This window comes from Gordonia sp. NPDC127522, from assembly GCF_042672305.1.
In the GTDB taxonomy this organism is placed as follows: Bacteria; Actinomycetota; Actinomycetes; order Mycobacteriales; family Mycobacteriaceae; genus Gordonia; species Gordonia hongkongensis.
The window spans coordinates 554,134-570,156 of sequence record NZ_JBHXVK010000003.1; the positions used below are offsets into that span (position 1 = coordinate 554,134).

Consider the following 16,023-nt stretch of genomic DNA (forward strand, 5'->3'; position numbering starts at 1 on the left):
CGGAGGGCGCGTCACGAAGGGTCTCCCACGCCTCTTACCAGGACCCTTCGTGACGGCCTCCGCAGGCTCCGGCCTCCTCAGGGAGCGGGGGCTGTGACCGGCCTCCGCAGGCTCCGGCCTCCTCAGGGAGCGGGGGCTGTGACCGGCCTCCGCAGGCTCCGGCCTCCTCAGGGAGCAGCGGGGGCTGTGACCGGCCTCCGCAGGCTCCGGCCTCCTCAGGGAGCGGGGGCAGGCCGGATCTGCGGCTACTGCACCGCGCTGAGCATCACCGTTTGGGCCGACCGGCCGATGTGGCCGGAGGCGTCGTAGAGGTCGGCGAAGGTGCTGCCGAACCCGTCCGGACCGGCGATCATGTGGGCGTCGATGCCGACCCACGGTCCGCTCGGGACGCGTGTCAGGTGCACGGTGGTGTCGGTGTTCATCCACGTCCACCGATTCGGGCGGAGCTGGGTGCCCAACCCGTTGGCGACGTCGATGACGGTGAAGATCGACTCCAGGTCCTCGGTCTTCTCGTCGGCGACGAGCGGGATCGCCGGCCGCAGCCACACCCCGGGAGTCGAGCCGTTGCGCCCCTCGGCCCGGACCGTCTCGATGGTGCCGATGAACCCGAGGGTGCCCCAGTCGACCGCCTCGCCGTTGTCGTCGGAGAAACCGATCACCGCCTTCGACTCGTCCGGTCCGGGCGTCAGGGGATCGGGACCGTTCGCGATCTCGGCGGTGTCGGCGACGCGGAGCCGCCACCCCACCGAGCGGGCGGCGGCGCGGAACGTCCCGTCGGCCTGCTGCACCTGCAGTTCGGATTCGACGAGGCTGATCTGGCGGCCCGGCCGCACGACCCGGGCGGCGACCCGGTTGACGCCCAGCCCGACCGGTCCGAGGATCTCGGTGGTGACCCGCGTGAAGTGCTGCGCCGGGTCGGTCTGGCACCGCAGCAACGACCGCATCAGGAGGGCCGACGGGGGACCACCGTGCTGCATCGTCGGCGACCACACGCTCAGCGTCGCCTCGGTCGGGCGGAAGTACTCGAAGTCGCCTTCGCCACGGGCAGCATCCGACGGGGCATCGATGGGTTCGTAGTACGAGTTCTCCACCCGAGTCACTCTATGACTGCCGACATAATGGGTCTGTGCGGGGGCGTCCGGCGGACGTCGGGGCCGCTCAGACGGCAAAACCCGCCGGGGGACCGGGGTACGGCGGGATGACGCCCCCGAACTCCGGACACCGGGCGCGGTGCTCACAGAACTTGCACGACCACGACTTCTTCGGCCGGAAGTCACCCGAGGCCACGGCCGTGCGGATCGCCTGCCAGATCGCGCGCAGGGTGCGCTCGAAGCGGAGCAGTTCGTCGCGGTCCGGGCGGTAGATCAGCTGTTGCCCGTCGGAGAGGTACATCAGCTGCAGCCGGGCCGGTACCACCCCGCGGGTACGCAGGATCGCGAGCGCGTAGAACTTCATCTGGAACAGCGCCTTGGCCTCGTAGGCCTCACCCGGCGACCGACCGGTCTTGTAGTCGACGACGCGTATCTCGCCGGTCGGCGCGACGTCGATGCGGTCGATGAACCCCCGCATGAGCATGTCGTCGGCGTCGATCTCGACGTGTTCCTCCACCGCGTCGGCGTCGAAGGCGGTCGGGTTCTCCATCGTGTAGTAGGTGGCGATGAGCTTGTGCGCATCGGCGAGGAACGCGGCCTGGCCACCTTCGCCGATGACCTTCGCGAGCTCGGGGTCGCCCTCGCACATCGCGGCCCAGGCGCCTTCGACCAGCAACTCGGCCGAGTCCTGCGTGCGGAGCTCGGCCGGGAGGTCGAACAGATTCTCCAGCGCGGCATGGACGACGGTGCCCCTGGTCTGCGCGGTGGTGGGGGTCTCCGGGAAGCGGTCGATCGCACGGTAGCGGTAGAGCAGCGGGCACTGCTTGAAGTCCGCAGCGCGGGACGGCGACAGCGCCAGGGGGCGCCCGACGATCCCTCGCGCATCCGAGTCGGGGCCGCCCGGGGTCCCCGCAGGGGTCCCCGCCGCGGTCGTGCTGGGGGAGGCGTCTCCGACTCCGGTCATCGTGCTCACCCTTCGCAGGGTAGGCGCCGGGCCCGACAGTCCGAGGTCCCGACACTCGGGTCCGCTCGCCGGCCACCCGGGCGGCGCCCCTCCCCGCAGCGACACGAGGCAGGGCCGGCCCACCTCGTCGGGTAACGTCCACACGGCCCACGAACCCCTGCGCCGAGTCGCGCGGGTTCGGATCGTTCACGAGAGGAAGCACCAGTGCCCACCACCGGACCGTTCGTCGTCGGCGACCGGGTTCAGCTGACCGATGCCAAGGGGCGCAAGTTCACGGTGCTGCTCGACGAGGGAAAGCAGTTCCACACCCACCGCGGTGCCATCTCCCATGACGACCTCATCGGTTCGCCCGAGGGCAGCGTCGTCTCCGCGACCAGCGGTACCCAATACCTGGCGCTGCGCCCGCTGCTCGTCGACTACGTGCTCTCGATGCCGCGCGGGGCTCAGGTCATCTACCCCAAGGACGCTGCCCAGATCGTCCTCGAGGGCGACATCTTCCCGGGCGCCCGCGTCCTCGAAGCCGGTGCCGGCTCCGGCGCGCTGACGTGTTCGCTGCTGCGCGCGGTCGGTGCCGACGGAGAGGTCGTCTCCTTCGAGATCCGGGATGACCACGCCGAGCACGCGATCCGCAACGTCGAGACCTTCTTCGGGGGACGGCCGGACAACTGGCACCTCATCGTCGACGATCTGGCGAACGTGGATCGGGACGAACGGTTCGATCGCGTCATCCTGGACATGCTCGCGCCCTGGGAGCCGCTCGACGTCGTGCGGACCGTGTTGAAACCAGGCGGGGTCTTGACGGTCTACGTGGCGACCGTCACCCAGTTGTCCCGGGTGATGGAGGCCCTGCGCGAGCAGGAGTGCTGGACCGAGCCCCGGGCCTGGGAGACGCTCCTCCGCGAGTGGAGCGCGGTGGGCCTCGCGGTGCGTCCCGAGCACAAAATGCAAGGCCACACGGCTTTTCTGATCACAGCCCGGCGCCTGGCCGACGGCACCACCACACTGCGTCCGCAGCGCCGTCCGAGCAAGGGCTGAGCCCGGTCGCGGAGCACCGGCCAGTCGCCGAGCTGTGCGGTGAAACATCGCGAATACGTTGCGAAGACGCACATTTAACACACCGTCAACACCGGCGATTGCGCGGTGGACGGCGATTCGCCGTCTCGGCCGGTAGCGTAGGGATACGGCGCGAGCATTCCGATCGAGGGATCGGGTGATTGCCGGCGAGAGGAGTCAGCAATGACCGAATCTGACCGCCACGACGCACTGGGGGACCGCGCGGTTCCCGAGGGCGCCAGTGCATCCGACGAGGGCTTCGTCCCCGCCTACACTCCGCCCCCGCCGCGGAGCGGCACCGATACGCCGCTGTCGCGGAGCGGCCCGGACTCGTCTGCGCGCGGCGCTGCCGGCCGGCCGGCCGGGGATCTCCAAGAGCGGGTGGACAGCCTCACCGCACGCAACGCGAAGCTGCTCGACACTCTCAAGGAAGCCCGACAGCAACTCGTCGCACTCCGCGAGGAGGTCGACCGTCTGGGTCAGCCGCCGAGCGGATACGGGGTCCTGCTGGACGTGCACCCCGACGCCACCGTCGATGTGTTCACCTCGGGCCGCAAGATGCGCCTCACGTGTTCGCCCAACATCGACACCGACCTGCTGACCAAGGGTCAGACCCTGCGTCTGAACGAGGCCCTGACCATCGTCGAGGCCTGTGAATTCGACACCGTCGGCGAGATCAGCACGCTGCGCGAGGTGCTCGGTGACGGCAAACGCGCCCTGGTCGTCGGTCACGCCGACGAGGAGCGGGTGGTCTGGCTGGCCGAACCGTTGCTCGGCGAGGTCGACGGTGAGGACGGTCTGCGTCGCAAGCTGCGTCCCGGCGACTCGCTGCTCATCGACACCAAGGCCGGGTTCGCGTTCGAGCGGGTGCCCAAGGCCGAGGTCGAGGACCTCGTCCTGGAGGAGGTCCCGGACGTCGGGTACGAGGACATCGGTGGCCTGGGCCGCCAGATCGAGCAGATCCGCGACGCCGTCGAACTCCCGTTCCTGCACAAGGACCTGTTCCGCGACTACCAGTTGCGTCCCCCGAAGGGTGTCCTGCTCTACGGTCCGCCCGGGTGTGGCAAGACGCTCATCGCCAAGGCCGTGGCAAACTCCCTGGCGAAGAAGATCGCGCAGGTGCGCGGCGACGACGCCAAGGAGGCGAAGTCGTACTTCTTGAACATCAAGGGCCCCGAGCTGCTCAACAAGTTCGTCGGTGAGACCGAACGGCACATCCGGCTGATCTTCCAGCGGGCGCGCGAGAAGGCTTCGGAGGGCACGCCGGTCATCGTCTTCTTCGACGAGATGGACTCGATCTTCCGCACACGCGGGTCGGGCGTCTCCTCGGACGTGGAGACCACCGTCGTCCCGCAGCTGCTCAGTGAGATCGACGGCGTCGAGGGCCTCGAGAACGTCATCGTGATCGGCGCGTCGAATCGCGAGGACATGATCGACCCCGCGATCCTGCGCCCGGGGCGCCTCGACGTGAAGATCAAGATCGAGCGTCCCGACGCCGAGTCCGCGATCGACATCTTCTCCAAGTACCTCACCGAGGAGCTGCCCATCCACGCCGACGACATCGGCGAGTTCGGGGGCGATCGCACGGCCTGTGTCAACGCGATGATCGAGAAGGTCGTCGAGCGGATGTACGCCGAGAGCGAGGACAACCGGTTCCTCGAGGTCACCTACGCCAACGGCGACAAAGAGATCATGTACTTCAAGGACTTCAACTCCGGCGCGATGATCCAGAACGTCGTCGACCGGGCCAAGAAGTACGCGATCAAGTCGCAACTGGACACGGGTGCACCGGGTCTGCGCGTCCAGCATCTCTTCGACTCCATCCTCGACGAGTTCGCGGAGAACGAGGACCTGCCCAACACGACCAACCCCGACGACTGGGCCCGGATCTCGGGCAAGAAGGGCGAGCGGATCGTCTACATCCGCACGCTGGTCACGGGCAAGAGTGCGGGCGCGAGCCGGGCCATCGACACCGAGACGAACACGGGTCAGTACCTGTAGCGACAGTGCTCTCGACCGAGCAGACAGCCGACTCCCACGGGGTCGGCTGTCTGGTCGACAGAACCGCGTGGACAGCGCCGTCACGCACTAGAGTTGTCGGCGATGAACAGAACATCGATGGCGCGTGGACGAGTGATCGTCGACGGTGGGGCGCCGCATCCACTGGGCGGCGCTCAGCGCATCACCCTGGGGCGTGAGCCCGACAACGACATCGTGATCAACCATCCGATGGTGTCGCGTCGGCATCTCGCCATCGAGTGGCGCGGTACGGCCTGGTGTCTCGTCGACATCGGCAGCACCAACGGCTTCTTCGTCAACGGCCGGCGAATGGCCGAGTTCATGGTGCCCGGAACGACCCAGGTACGCCTCGGCGACGTGAACACGGGTCCGGTCGTCGACCTCGTGGTCGACGTGCCCGCATCCGGCGGCCGACCGCCCTCGAGTGGTCCCGGGCGCAGCGTGCCGTCCCGGCCGGGTCCGCCGGTCTCGCGTCCGATGCAGTCGGGCTACCCGCCGTCAGGTCCTCGCTCGGCGGGGTTCCCGGGCGTGGGCGTTCCGGCCTCCGGGCAGATGCCCGCCCACTCACCGGGCGGGCGACAGTACCGTGTGGACCCGATGCCGCAGGAAGTCCTGAGCGCGCCGCATCTGCAGGCGCTGCAGCAGAACGTGTCGGCGGTCTACCGCCTGCCCGGCGCGCCGACACCGCCCGAGCGCGAGTCGATCTCGCTCCGCGGAGTCCAGCGGATCGGACGCACGCCCGACAACGACATCGTCGTCAGCGACGTCCTGGCGTCCCGGCACCACGCGCAGGTGTCGAGCCGCGGGGCTGCCCTCGTGATCGAGGACCTCGGCAGCGTCAACGGAACCTTCGTCAACGGCCGGCGGGTGTCGAGCGCGCAACTGACCGACGGCGACGTCGTCACCATCGGGAACAGCGACTTCGTGGTGTCCGGCGGCACGCTGATGCGCGGGCAGGAGAGCGCCGCGGTCGCCGACGGCCTCCACGTCCACGGTGTGAGTCTCGTCGTCGACGGCGGGAAGCGTCTGCTCGCCGATGTGGACTTCAGCGCCAGTCCGGGCACGCTGACCGCGGTGATCGGCCCCTCGGGCGCGGGTAAGTCGACGGTGTCGAAGATCGCGGCCGGACTCAACTCACCGACGAGCGGCCTGGTCACCTTCGAGAGCCGCAACGTCCACGCCGAATACGACGCTCTGCGCACCCGTATCGGCATGGTGCCGCAGAAGGACGTCCTGCACCACAAGCTCACGCTGCGGCAGGCATTGCGCTACGCCGCGGAACTGCGCCTGCCACCCGACCTCTCGAAGGCCGATCGGGACCGGGTCATCGACGGGGTGCTCAGCGAGCTGCAGCTGACCGAGCACGTCGACACCCGCGTGGAGAAGCTGTCCGGCGGCCAGCAGAAGCGCGCGTCGGTCGCGATGGAGTTGCTGACGGGTCCGTCACTGCTCATCCTCGACGAACCGACCTCCGGTCTCGATCCCGCACTCGACCGCCAGGTGATGGCCACCCTCCGCCGGCTCGCCGACGCCGGGCGTGTGGTCCTCGTGGTCACGCACTCGCTGACCTATCTGTCCATGTGCGACCAGGTGCTGCTGCTGGCGCCCGGTGGAAAGACGTCCTTCTGCGGCCCGCCCGGACAGGTCGAGGGGGAGATGGGCACCTCCGACTGGGCAGAGATCTTCGCGTACGTCGCCGATCAGCCGGACACCGCACACATGCGGTACCTGGACCGGCACCGCCGAGCGCCGAATCCGCCGCCGCCCCAGCGTCCTCCCGGGCCACCGATACCGGTGCCGCACACGAGCTCCACCCGCCAGTCGTCGACCATCGCCCGACGCCAGGTGCGGCTCGTCTTCGCCGACGTCGGCTACCTCGTCTTCCTCGTGCTGCTACCCGTCGTGCTCGGCCTGCTCACCTTGGTGATCCCGGGTTCGAGCGGGTTCGCCCGCCTCGAGGTGATCCCGAACGCGCCACCACCGAAGGACGGCGCGGAGGCGATCCAGATCCTCGTCGTGCTCGTCGTCGGGGCCGCGTTCATGGGTGCCGCGCTCACCGTGCGCGATCTCGTCGGGGAGCGCGACATCTTCGAACGCGAGCGCGCCGTCGGTTTGCGGCCCGGCGCATACCTTTTCGCCAAGATCGTGGTGTTCTTCGTCGCCGCGGTGCTGCAGACGATCATCATGGTCGGCATCACCTTCGCCGGTCGGGGACTGCCCGACTTCGGCGGTCCGATCCTCCCGCCGCCGCTGGCGTTGCTCGTCGCGGTGGCCGTCCTCGCCTGCGTGAGCACGCTCGTCGGTCTCGCGATCTCGTCGGCGGTCAAATCCAACGAGCAGGTCATGCCGCCGCTGGTCATCGTCGTGATGGTCCAGTTGGTGTTCTGCGGCGGCCTGTTCAAACTCGACGGCATCGGACTCGAACAGCTGTCGTGGATCTTCCCGTCGTTCTGGGGGTATGTCGCCGCGGCCGGCAGCGTGGACCTCTACAACATCAATGTGGCCGCGCCGCAGCGCATCACGCTGTGGGAGACATCGGTCGCGCACACCGCACTCGCCTACGGCGTGCTCGCGGTGATCAGCGCGCTGCTGCTCGCCTTCACCTATTCGCGGCTGCGATTGAAGAAGCGCTGACGAGGCCCATCGCCGGGCCAACCAGCTGGGGGCCGACGCGTCACGCGTCTCGCATGATGGCGCACAACACCTTCCGGTCGTCGTCGAGGCTGTCGGGGAGGGGTGCGCCGCTCCGCGACGCCGGCAGCACGCGGACGTCCCCGATCTGCCATCGACGACCGCGGCGTCGGATCGAGGCCCCCTGCGCCGCGAGCACGTTCGCCACCCAGTCCGACCCGGCGCCATAGTTCAGGACGACCCAGATATCGCGACCCGACGCCAGCGCCATGACCGGCGTCCGGTAGCGGCGGCCACTGCGTCGACCATCGTGTTCGATGACCGCCATACCCGGGACGCGCCCGGCCCACAGCAGCACGATCCGGTTGGTCACGTGCTTGTTGAGCACCGCCACCAGCCGCATGCGTCGCTCACCCAGCATCGAAGCGATCTGCGACGCCGTCCTCGCGACCGTCGACGACACGGTCATCCGGTCCTCCCGTCACTGGCTCTGTTCGACCCAGTGTGGCGTGGCGAGGGCGGCGACGGAATCCGGGAAGACCCTGAATCAACCCCGGGGATGGACGGATCCGTCAACCGGTCGTCGCCGGAAAGCGTACGAACCCGAGTTCGGACTCCGACGACAACTGCGGATGGCGGGGCAGCACCCGGACGGTGTAGCCGAGATGGCCGGAGGCCGACGGCGGCACCAGTGCGGTGAACACCACTCGGCCCGACGCATCGCGGTCGGGACCGGGGGTCATGTCGGTGAACGTCGGTGCCAGGATCTCGCCGTCGTCGCCGACCCGGCCGAGCACCATCTGCACCGCGACCGACTCGGGCACGAGATCTCCCACTGCCACATGGGCGGTGATCCAGAGTCCGTCGGCACGTCGCTCGTCCTCCACACCTGCCACCAGTACCGAGGACCATCCGGTCTCCAGTGTGCGCCGATAGACCGCGAGGTCGCGTGCGCCCGCGTACGAGTCGGCGCATGCGGACTCGTACGCGCGGGCGGCCGGGCAGTAGAGGTCGGTCGTGTAGTCGCGGACCATACGCGAGGCCAGCACGCGTGGTCCGAGCCGAGCGAGGGTGTGGCGCATCATCTCCACCCACCGGCGGGGCACACCGTCGTCCGGCCGGCGATAGAACAGGGGGATCACCGTCTCCTCGAGAAGCGTGTACAGCGCCTGCGCCTCCAGATCGTCGCGACGATGTTCGTCGGTGATTCCCTCCGCGGACGGGATCGCCCACCCGTTGTCGCCGTCGGCCATCTCGTCCCACCAGCCGTCCAGGATCGACAGATTGAGCCCGCCGTTGAGCGCCGATTTCATCCCCGAGGTCCCGCAGGCCTCCATGGGACGGACCGGATTGTTCAGCCACACATCGCAACCGGCGTAGATCAAACGCGCCATCGAGATGTCGTAGTCGGGGAGGAACACGATGCGATCGCGCAGTTCCGGATCCTCGGTGAACCGGACGACCTGCTGGATCAGGGACTTGCCCCCCTCGTCGGCCGGGTGGGCCTTGCCCGCGATGACCAGCTGCACCGGCCGATCGGGATCGGTGAGGATGGCGCGCATGCGCTCGGGATCGCGGAGCATCAGCGTCAGCCGCTTGTAGGTCGCCGCTCGCCGTGCGAATCCGATGGTCAGCACGTGCGGTTCGAACAGGTCGGCGGTCCATGCCAGCTCGGCGTGGGTGAAGCCGCGGTCGAGGCCGCTGGCGAGTGCGCGCCGCCGCACCTCGTCGACGAGTTCCGCGCGCAGCTCCTCGTGCGTTCGCCAGATCGTCTCGTCGGACAGGCCCGCGTACACCTCGGGCGCGGAGTCCTCGTCCCCGTCGGCGAAGTCACGCCACGCCGGGGCCACCCAGGTCGGTCCGTGCACGCCGTTCGTGACCGCGCCGATGGGCACATCGGCGGCGTCGAAACCCGGCCACAGGTCGGCGAACATCTCCCGACTCACCGCACCGTGCAGCTGCGACACCCCGTTGCTGCGTTGCCCGAGCCGAAATCCCATGTGCGCCATGTTGAACACGCCGGGGTCCGCCTCGTCGCCGAGTTCGGCCACCGTCGCCGCGGCCAGCCCGGGCAGCAGGCGGGACGCACCGTCGGAGTCGGCGTCGAGGTAACGGGCGACGAGGTCGGCGGGGAAACGGTCGATACCGGCCGGGACCGGGGTGTGGGTGGTGAACACGTTCGAGGCGCGGACCACCGCTTCCGCGGTGTCGAAGTCGAGCCCGCCGGCCACCAGCTCGCGGATGCGTTCCACGCCGAGGAAGCCCGCGTGTCCCTCGTTCATGTGGAACACCGTCGGCTCGGGCCGGCCGGTGATCCGGACGTACTCGCGGAGCGCGCGGACACCGCCGATGCCGAGCAGGATCTCCTGTGCGATCCGGTGTTCCTGATCGCCGCCGTAGAGCCGGTCGGTCACCGCGCGCAGGGCGGCGCCCTCGGGCTGATCGTCGTTGCGATCGATGTCGGAGTCGAGGAGCAGCAACGGGATTCGACCCACCGACGCCACCCACACCTGGGCCGACAGGGTCGCCCCGCCGGGCATCGCGACCTCGACGGTCACCGGCTCCGCGCCGTCGCCCGGGGCGAGGAGCGTGAGGGGCAGGTCGGCGGGATCGTTCACGGGATACCGCTCGATCTGCCAGCCGTCGTGATCGAGGCCTTGGCGAAAATAACCGGAGCGGTACAACAAACCGACGCCGATCAGCGGCAGCCCGAGGTCGGAGGCCGCCTTGAGATGGTCACCGGCGAGGATGCCGAGGCCGCCGGAGTAGATCGGCAGGACCTCGGAGACGCCGAACTCCATCGAGAAGTACGCGATTCCCGGGGGCACCACCCGGTCGTGCGCCGAACCGTCCTGTCCCGATGACTCGGCCGCATACCGCTGGAACCACTGCGGTGCATCGAGATACTGCTGGAGGTCGGCGTGTGCCTCGGCGACCCGCGCCACGAAACCCTCGTCCTCGGCCAGCTCGGCCAGACGGGCGGGGTCGGTGTCGGCGAGAACCCGGACCGGATCGCCGGTCGACGACCACAGGCGCGGGTCGATGGTGGCGAACAGCTCCTGGGTGGGGGTGTGCCAGGCCCATCGCAGATTGTGCGACAACGACGCGAGGTTCGCGATCGGGTCGGGCAGCGGGACTCGAACGGTGAACCGGCGGAATGCTTTCACGGCGTCGACCGTACTCAGCGCGTGCGGTGGTTGCGACCGGCGGCAGGTGAACATCTACCCTCGAAGGATGCAGCGAATCATCGGGACCGAGGTCGAGTACGGAATCTCCGCGCCCGGCGACCCGACCGCGAACCCGATCATGACGTCCACCCAGGCGGTTCTCGCCTACGCCGCGGCCGCCGGTGTACCGCGCGCGAAGCGGACACGCTGGGACTACGAGGTAGAGTCACCGCTTCGCGACGCCCGAGGTTTCGACCTCGGCCGCGGGGCCGGACCCGCACCGATCATCGACGCCGACGAGATCGGCGCGGCCAACATGATCCTCACCAACGGGGCGCGACTCTACGTCGACCACGCCCACCCCGAGTACTCCGCGCCCGAGGTCACCGACCCGATGGACGCGGTCATCTGGGACAAGGCCGGGGAGCGCGTGATGGAGGCCGCTGCTCGTCACGTGGCGAGCGTCCCGGGCGCGCCGAAACTGCAGCTGTACAAGAACAACATCGACGGCAAGGGCGCCTCTTACGGCACCCACGAGAACTACCTGATGGCGCGGGAGACCCCGTTCACCGCCGTCATCGCCGGGCTCACGACCTTCTTCGCGTCCCGGCAGGTGATCACCGGTTCGGGACGCGTGGGTATCGGCCAGTCCGGCGACGAGGCGGGCTATCAGCTGTCGCAGCGGTCGGACTACATCGAGGTCGAGGTCGGGCTGGAGACCACGCTCAAGCGGGGCATCATCAACACCCGCGACGAGCCGCACGCCGACCCCGAGCGATACCGGCGACTCCACGTCATCATCGGCGACGCCAACCTCGCCGAGACCTCGACCTACCTGAAGGTCGGGACCACCGCGCTCGTCCTCGACCTCATCGAGGCCGGGGTCGACTTCTCCGACATCGAGCTCGCGCGGCCGGTGCAGGCCGTACACACGATCAGTCACGACCCGTCGCTGACGGCCACGGTCGCACTCACCGACGGTCGCGAGCTCACCGGCCTCGCTCTGCAGCGCGAGTATCTGGAGCGTTGTCAGAAGTTCCACGACCAGGAGCACTCCGACGACCAGCGCGCCGCACACGTCCTGCAGACGTGGGCGGACGTGCTGGACCGCCTCGAGCGCGACCCGATGGAGTGCGCCGACATCCTCGACTGGCCCGCGAAGCTGCGCATCCTGGAGGGCTTCCGCCAGCGCGAGAACCTGTCGTGGTCGGCACCGCGTCTGCAGCTCATCGACCTGCAGTACTCCGACGTCCGGCTCGACAAGGGGCTGTACAACCGGCTCGTCGCGCGCGGGTCGATGAAGCGGCTGACCGACGAGAACGACGTGCTCGCCGCGATCAGCGAGCCGCCGCGGAACACGCGCGCCTACTTCCGCGGCGAGTGCCTGCGCCGGTTCGGGGCCGACGTCGCGGCGGCGAGCTGGGACTCGGTCATCTTCGATCTGGGCGGGGACTCGCTGGTCCGTATCCCCACCCTCGAACCGCTACGCGGCACCGCCGCGCACGTCGGCAAGCTCCTCGACTCGGTGGACTCGGCCGCCGAACTGGTGGATCAGCTCACCACCTGACAGGCCGCGGCGCCTCGCCGTCTCCGACTGCATGTGCTTCGTTCCGCCACAGTTGTCGTCCCCACAGGTAGTGTGGGAGCACACGATTCCGCAGGGTCGAGACACCGGATCACCGCCGCGACAGCGACACCCGATCCCGACTCCCTCGACCGCGGTAGCCCGCCAAGGGGCGATCGGTTTCAAGGAGGCAGCAGATGGCGCAGGAACAGACCAAGCGTGGTGGCGGCGGCGACGACGAGGGCGTGGGCCCCGATTCCGGCGCCGGACAGGAACGTCGCGAGAAGCTGGCCGAGGACACCGACGACCTGCTCGACGAGATCGACGACGTGCTGGAGGAGAACGCCGAGGACTTCGTGCGCGCCTACGTCCAGAAGGGCGGCCAGTGAGCGACAGGTTCGGTTCACTGCCCCCGCTGTCCCAGTTCCGCCCCGGCGCGTTCGCCGGCGCCGACATCTCGTCGTTCACCGAATTCCTCCGGACGCATGCGCCGGAACAACTCCCGCAGGCCCAGGTCGACCGGGTGGGGTCGTTCGCCGGCGGCGCCGACGGCGCCGGTGACATCCCGCACGGCACGACGATCGTGGCCGTGTCGTACCCGGGTGGGGTCGTCCTCGCCGGGGACCGCCGGGCCACCATGGGCAACCTCATCGCCACGCGCGACGTCAAGAAGGTCTACATCACCGACGAGTACTCGGCGGCCGGGATCGCCGGCACCGCCGGGATCGCGATCGAGATGGTCCGGCTGTTCACCGTCGAACTCGAGCACTACGAGAAGATCGAAGGCGTCCCGCTGACGCTGGACGGCAAGGTCAGCCGGCTGGCCTCGATGGTGCGGGGCAATCTCGGCGCGGCCCTGCAGGGTCTGGCTGCCATTCCGCTGCTCGTCGGCTACGACATCGACCACGACGATCCGAACGAACGCGGACGCATCTTCAGCTTCGACGTCGCGGGTGACCGACACGAGGAATTCGGTGGCTACACCGCCATCGGCTCGGGGTCGGTGTTCGCCAAGTCCTCGCTCAAAAAGCTCTACCGACCCGATCTGACCGCCGACGAGGCGCTCGCGATCGCCGTCGAATCGCTGTACGACGCCGCCGACGACGACTCGGCGACCGGCGGGCCCGATCTGGTCCGCAAGATCTTCCCGATGGCCGCCATCGTCGGCGCCGACGGGGCCCGGGAGGTGGACGCGACCGACATCGAGGCGGCGGCACGTGCCGTCGTCGAACGCCGCAGCGCCGAGCACGAGGGGGGTGCCCGATGACCTTCCCGTACTACGCCAGCGCCGAGCAGATCATGCGCGATCGCTCGGAGCTCGCCCGCAAGGGCATCGCCCGGGGACGCAGCGTCGTGATCCTCACGTTCGCCGACGGTGTGCTGTTCGTCGCGGAGAACCCGTCCAACACGCTCCGCAAGACCAGCGAGATCTACGACCGGATCGGTTTCGCGGCGGTGGGCAAGTACAACGAGTTCGAGAGCCTGCGTAAGGCCGGCATCCAGATCGCGGACATGCGCGGCTACAGCTACGACCGTGCCGACGTGTCCGGGCTGTCGCTGGCCAACACCTACGCCAACGCACTGGGCAGCGTCTTCACCGAGCAGGCGAAGCCGTTTGAGGTCGAGCTCTGCGTCGCCGAGGTCGCCCGTCCGGGCAAGCCGAAACGGTCGCAGCTGTACCGGATCTCCTACGACGGGTCGATCACCGACGAGACCCGCTTCCTGGTGATGGGCGGGGCGACCGAGCCGATCGCGGCGGCGCTCAAGGACAGCTACGAGCCCGACATGGAGCTCGGCCGGGCGATCGGCGTCGCGGTCACCGCCTTGACGGCGCCGGCCGACAACGGTGGCGGGACCCCGACCGACCGCCGGGTGCTCGCCGCGGGCGATCTCGAGGTCGCCGTCCTCGACCACAACCGTCCGCGGCGCGCGTTCCGGCGCCTCACGACGTCCACGGTCGAAGGGCTCCTCCCGCAGGCTGCGGCGGCCCAGTCCTCGGATACATCGTCCGAGGCGGACGAAGCCCCTGGTGAGACGCCATCCTCCGAACAGTGACGAGAACGCCGCGGCGCGCGGCGGCCGGTGCGTGTCGACCGGTCCGCCGCGGTCCGCGCGAGTAGGGTTGGTCAAGTGCAGCGACGAATCATGGGCATCGAGACCGAGTTCGGTGTCACGTGCACCTTCCACGGCCACCGCCGCCTGAGTCCGGACGAGGTCGCGCGTTACCTCTTCCGACGGGTCGTGTCGTGGGGCCGGTCCTCGAACGTCTTCCTGCAGAACGGCGCTCGCCTCTATCTCGACGTCGGATCGCATCCCGAATACGCCACGGCGGAGTGCGACAGCCTCATCCAGCTGATCAACCACGACCGCGCGGGCGAACTGGTTCTCGAGGACCTGCTCGTCGATGCCGAACAACGCCTGGCCGACGAGGGCATCGGCGGCGACATCTATCTGTTCAAGAACAACACCGACTCGGCCGGCAACTCCTATGGATGCCACGAGAACTATCTCGTCGTGCGGGCGGGGGAGTTCTCCCGCATCTCCGACGTCCTGTTGCCGTTCCTCGTGACGCGCCAGCTGATCTGTGGTGCGGGCAAGGTTCTGCAGACCCCCAAGGCCGCGACCTTCTGCTTGTCCCAGCGCGCCGAGCACATCTGGGAGGGCGTCTCCTCGGCGACCACCCGGTCGCGCCCGATCATCAACACACGTGATGAGCCGCACGCCGACGCCGAGAAGTACCGCAGGCTGCACGTCATCGTCGGCGACTCGAACATGTCGGAGATGACCACCCTCCTCAAGGTCGGTTCGGCGGCTCTCGTCCTGGAGATGATCGAGGCCGGTGTCGCGTTCCGGGACTTCGCACTCGACAATCCGATCCGCGCGATCCGCGAGGTCAGCCATGACCCGACGGGGCGGCGCCCGGTTCGCCTTGCCGGCGGTCGGCAGGCCAGCGCCCTCGACATCCAGCGCGAGTACCACGCCCGCGCTGTCGAACACCTCACCAACCGCCGACCCGACCCCGAGATGGACATGGTCGTGGACCTGTGGGGACGGATGCTCGACGCCGTGGAGAGCGACGACTTCGCGAAGGTCGACACCGAGGTCGACTGGGTCATCAAGCGCAAGCTGTTCCAGCGCTACCAGGACCGGTATTCGATGGAGCTCTCGGATCCGAAGATCGCGCAGCTCGACCTGGCGTTCCACGACATCAAACGCGGCCGCGGCGTGTTCGACGTCCTGATGCGCAAGGGGCTGGTCGCCCGGGCCACCACCGACGAGGCCATCAAGACCGCGGTCAACGAGCCGCCGCAGACCACGCGTGCCAAGCTCCGTGGCGACTTCATCTCGGCCGCGCAGAAAGCCGGGCGTGACTTCACCGTCGACTGGGTTCACCTCAAGCTCAACGACCAGGCCCAGCGGACCGTCCTGTGCAAGGACCCGTTCCGCAGTGTCGACGAGCGCGTCGATCGCCTCATCGCCTCGATGTGAGCGCCGGGTTCAGCGGCGAACCCAGCGTGCCTCCGCACGCGGTGA

12 protein-coding genes are annotated in these 16,023 nt (G+C 68.8%); 8 read left to right on the top strand and 4 right to left on the bottom strand.

Annotated features, from left to right (window positions below; all coding sequences use genetic code 11):
- Window positions 1-245 precede the first annotated feature (245 nt).
- Both ACFVHY_RS10090 and ACFVHY_RS10095 read right to left on the bottom strand, forming a co-directional pair.
- Entirely contained in the window at window positions 246-1,091 is an 846-nt protein-coding gene (locus ACFVHY_RS10090) for a thioesterase family protein (protein WP_390271406.1), read from the bottom strand.
- Between the two features lie 67 nt (window positions 1,092-1,158).
- Window positions 1,159-2,055: a RecB family exonuclease gene (locus ACFVHY_RS10095; RefSeq protein ID WP_390271407.1), complete on the bottom strand. Its 897-nt coding sequence runs from the start codon at window positions 2,053-2,055 to the stop codon at window positions 1,159-1,161.
- Window positions 2,056-2,259: 204 nt separating this feature from the next.
- Here ACFVHY_RS10095 and ACFVHY_RS10100 point away from each other — a divergent pair, with 204 nt between their 5' ends.
- The 3 genes from ACFVHY_RS10100 to ACFVHY_RS10110 all read left to right on the top strand — a co-directional run bounded on the left by ACFVHY_RS10100 (window position 2,260) and on the right by ACFVHY_RS10110 (window position 7,761).
- A complete protein-coding gene (locus ACFVHY_RS10100; RefSeq protein ID WP_390271409.1) occupies window positions 2,260-3,090 on the top strand; it encodes a tRNA (adenine-N1)-methyltransferase in 831 nt (276 codons plus the stop codon).
- A 201-nt stretch (window positions 3,091-3,291) separates the two neighbouring features.
- Window positions 3,292-5,109: a proteasome ATPase gene (gene arc, locus ACFVHY_RS10105; RefSeq protein ID WP_390271411.1), complete on the top strand. Its 1,818-nt coding sequence runs from the start codon at window positions 3,292-3,294 to the stop codon at window positions 5,107-5,109.
- A 117-nt stretch (window positions 5,110-5,226) separates the two neighbouring features.
- Complete coding sequence (locus ACFVHY_RS10110; protein ID WP_390271522.1) at window positions 5,227-7,761, top strand: FHA domain-containing protein; 2,535 nt, start codon at window positions 5,227-5,229, stop codon at window positions 7,759-7,761.
- A 40-nt stretch (window positions 7,762-7,801) separates the two neighbouring features.
- Here ACFVHY_RS10110 and ACFVHY_RS10115 read toward each other — a convergent pair whose 3' ends face one another.
- On the bottom strand, window positions 7,802-8,227 hold the full coding sequence (locus ACFVHY_RS10115) for a nitroreductase family deazaflavin-dependent oxidoreductase (RefSeq protein WP_390271413.1): 426 nt from the start codon (window positions 8,225-8,227) through the stop codon (window positions 7,802-7,804).
- A 103-nt stretch (window positions 8,228-8,330) separates the two neighbouring features.
- Window positions 8,331-10,925 (bottom strand): alpha-glucan family phosphorylase, encoded by a 2,595-nt coding sequence (gene glgP / locus ACFVHY_RS10120; RefSeq protein ID WP_390271415.1) that lies wholly within the window; start codon window positions 10,923-10,925, stop codon window positions 8,331-8,333.
- 67 nt (window positions 10,926-10,992) lie between these two features.
- Here glgP and dop point away from each other — a divergent pair, with 67 nt between their 5' ends.
- From dop to pafA, 5 genes are all read left to right on the top strand, one after another.
- A complete protein-coding gene (gene dop, locus ACFVHY_RS10125; protein ID WP_058250430.1) occupies window positions 10,993-12,492 on the top strand; it encodes a depupylase/deamidase Dop in 1,500 nt (499 codons plus the stop codon).
- A gap of 194 nt (window positions 12,493-12,686) precedes the next feature.
- On the top strand, window positions 12,687-12,878 hold the full coding sequence (locus ACFVHY_RS10130; protein ID WP_004019064.1) for a ubiquitin-like protein Pup: 192 nt from the start codon (window positions 12,687-12,689) through the stop codon (window positions 12,876-12,878).
- Complete coding sequence (gene prcB / locus ACFVHY_RS10135) at window positions 12,875-13,756, top strand: proteasome subunit beta (RefSeq protein WP_159370773.1); 882 nt, start codon at window positions 12,875-12,877, stop codon at window positions 13,754-13,756. Before ACFVHY_RS10130 ends, prcB begins: the two co-directional genes overlap by 4 nt.
- Complete coding sequence (gene prcA / locus ACFVHY_RS10140) at window positions 13,753-14,544, top strand: proteasome subunit alpha (protein ID WP_390271418.1); 792 nt, start codon at window positions 13,753-13,755, stop codon at window positions 14,542-14,544. The genes prcB and prcA overlap by 4 nt, the downstream gene beginning before the upstream one ends.
- A gap of 75 nt (window positions 14,545-14,619) precedes the next feature.
- Window positions 14,620-15,978 (top strand): Pup--protein ligase, encoded by a 1,359-nt coding sequence (gene pafA, locus ACFVHY_RS10145; RefSeq protein WP_004019052.1) that lies wholly within the window; start codon window positions 14,620-14,622, stop codon window positions 15,976-15,978.
- The last annotated feature ends 45 nt before the right edge of the window (window positions 15,979-16,023 follow it).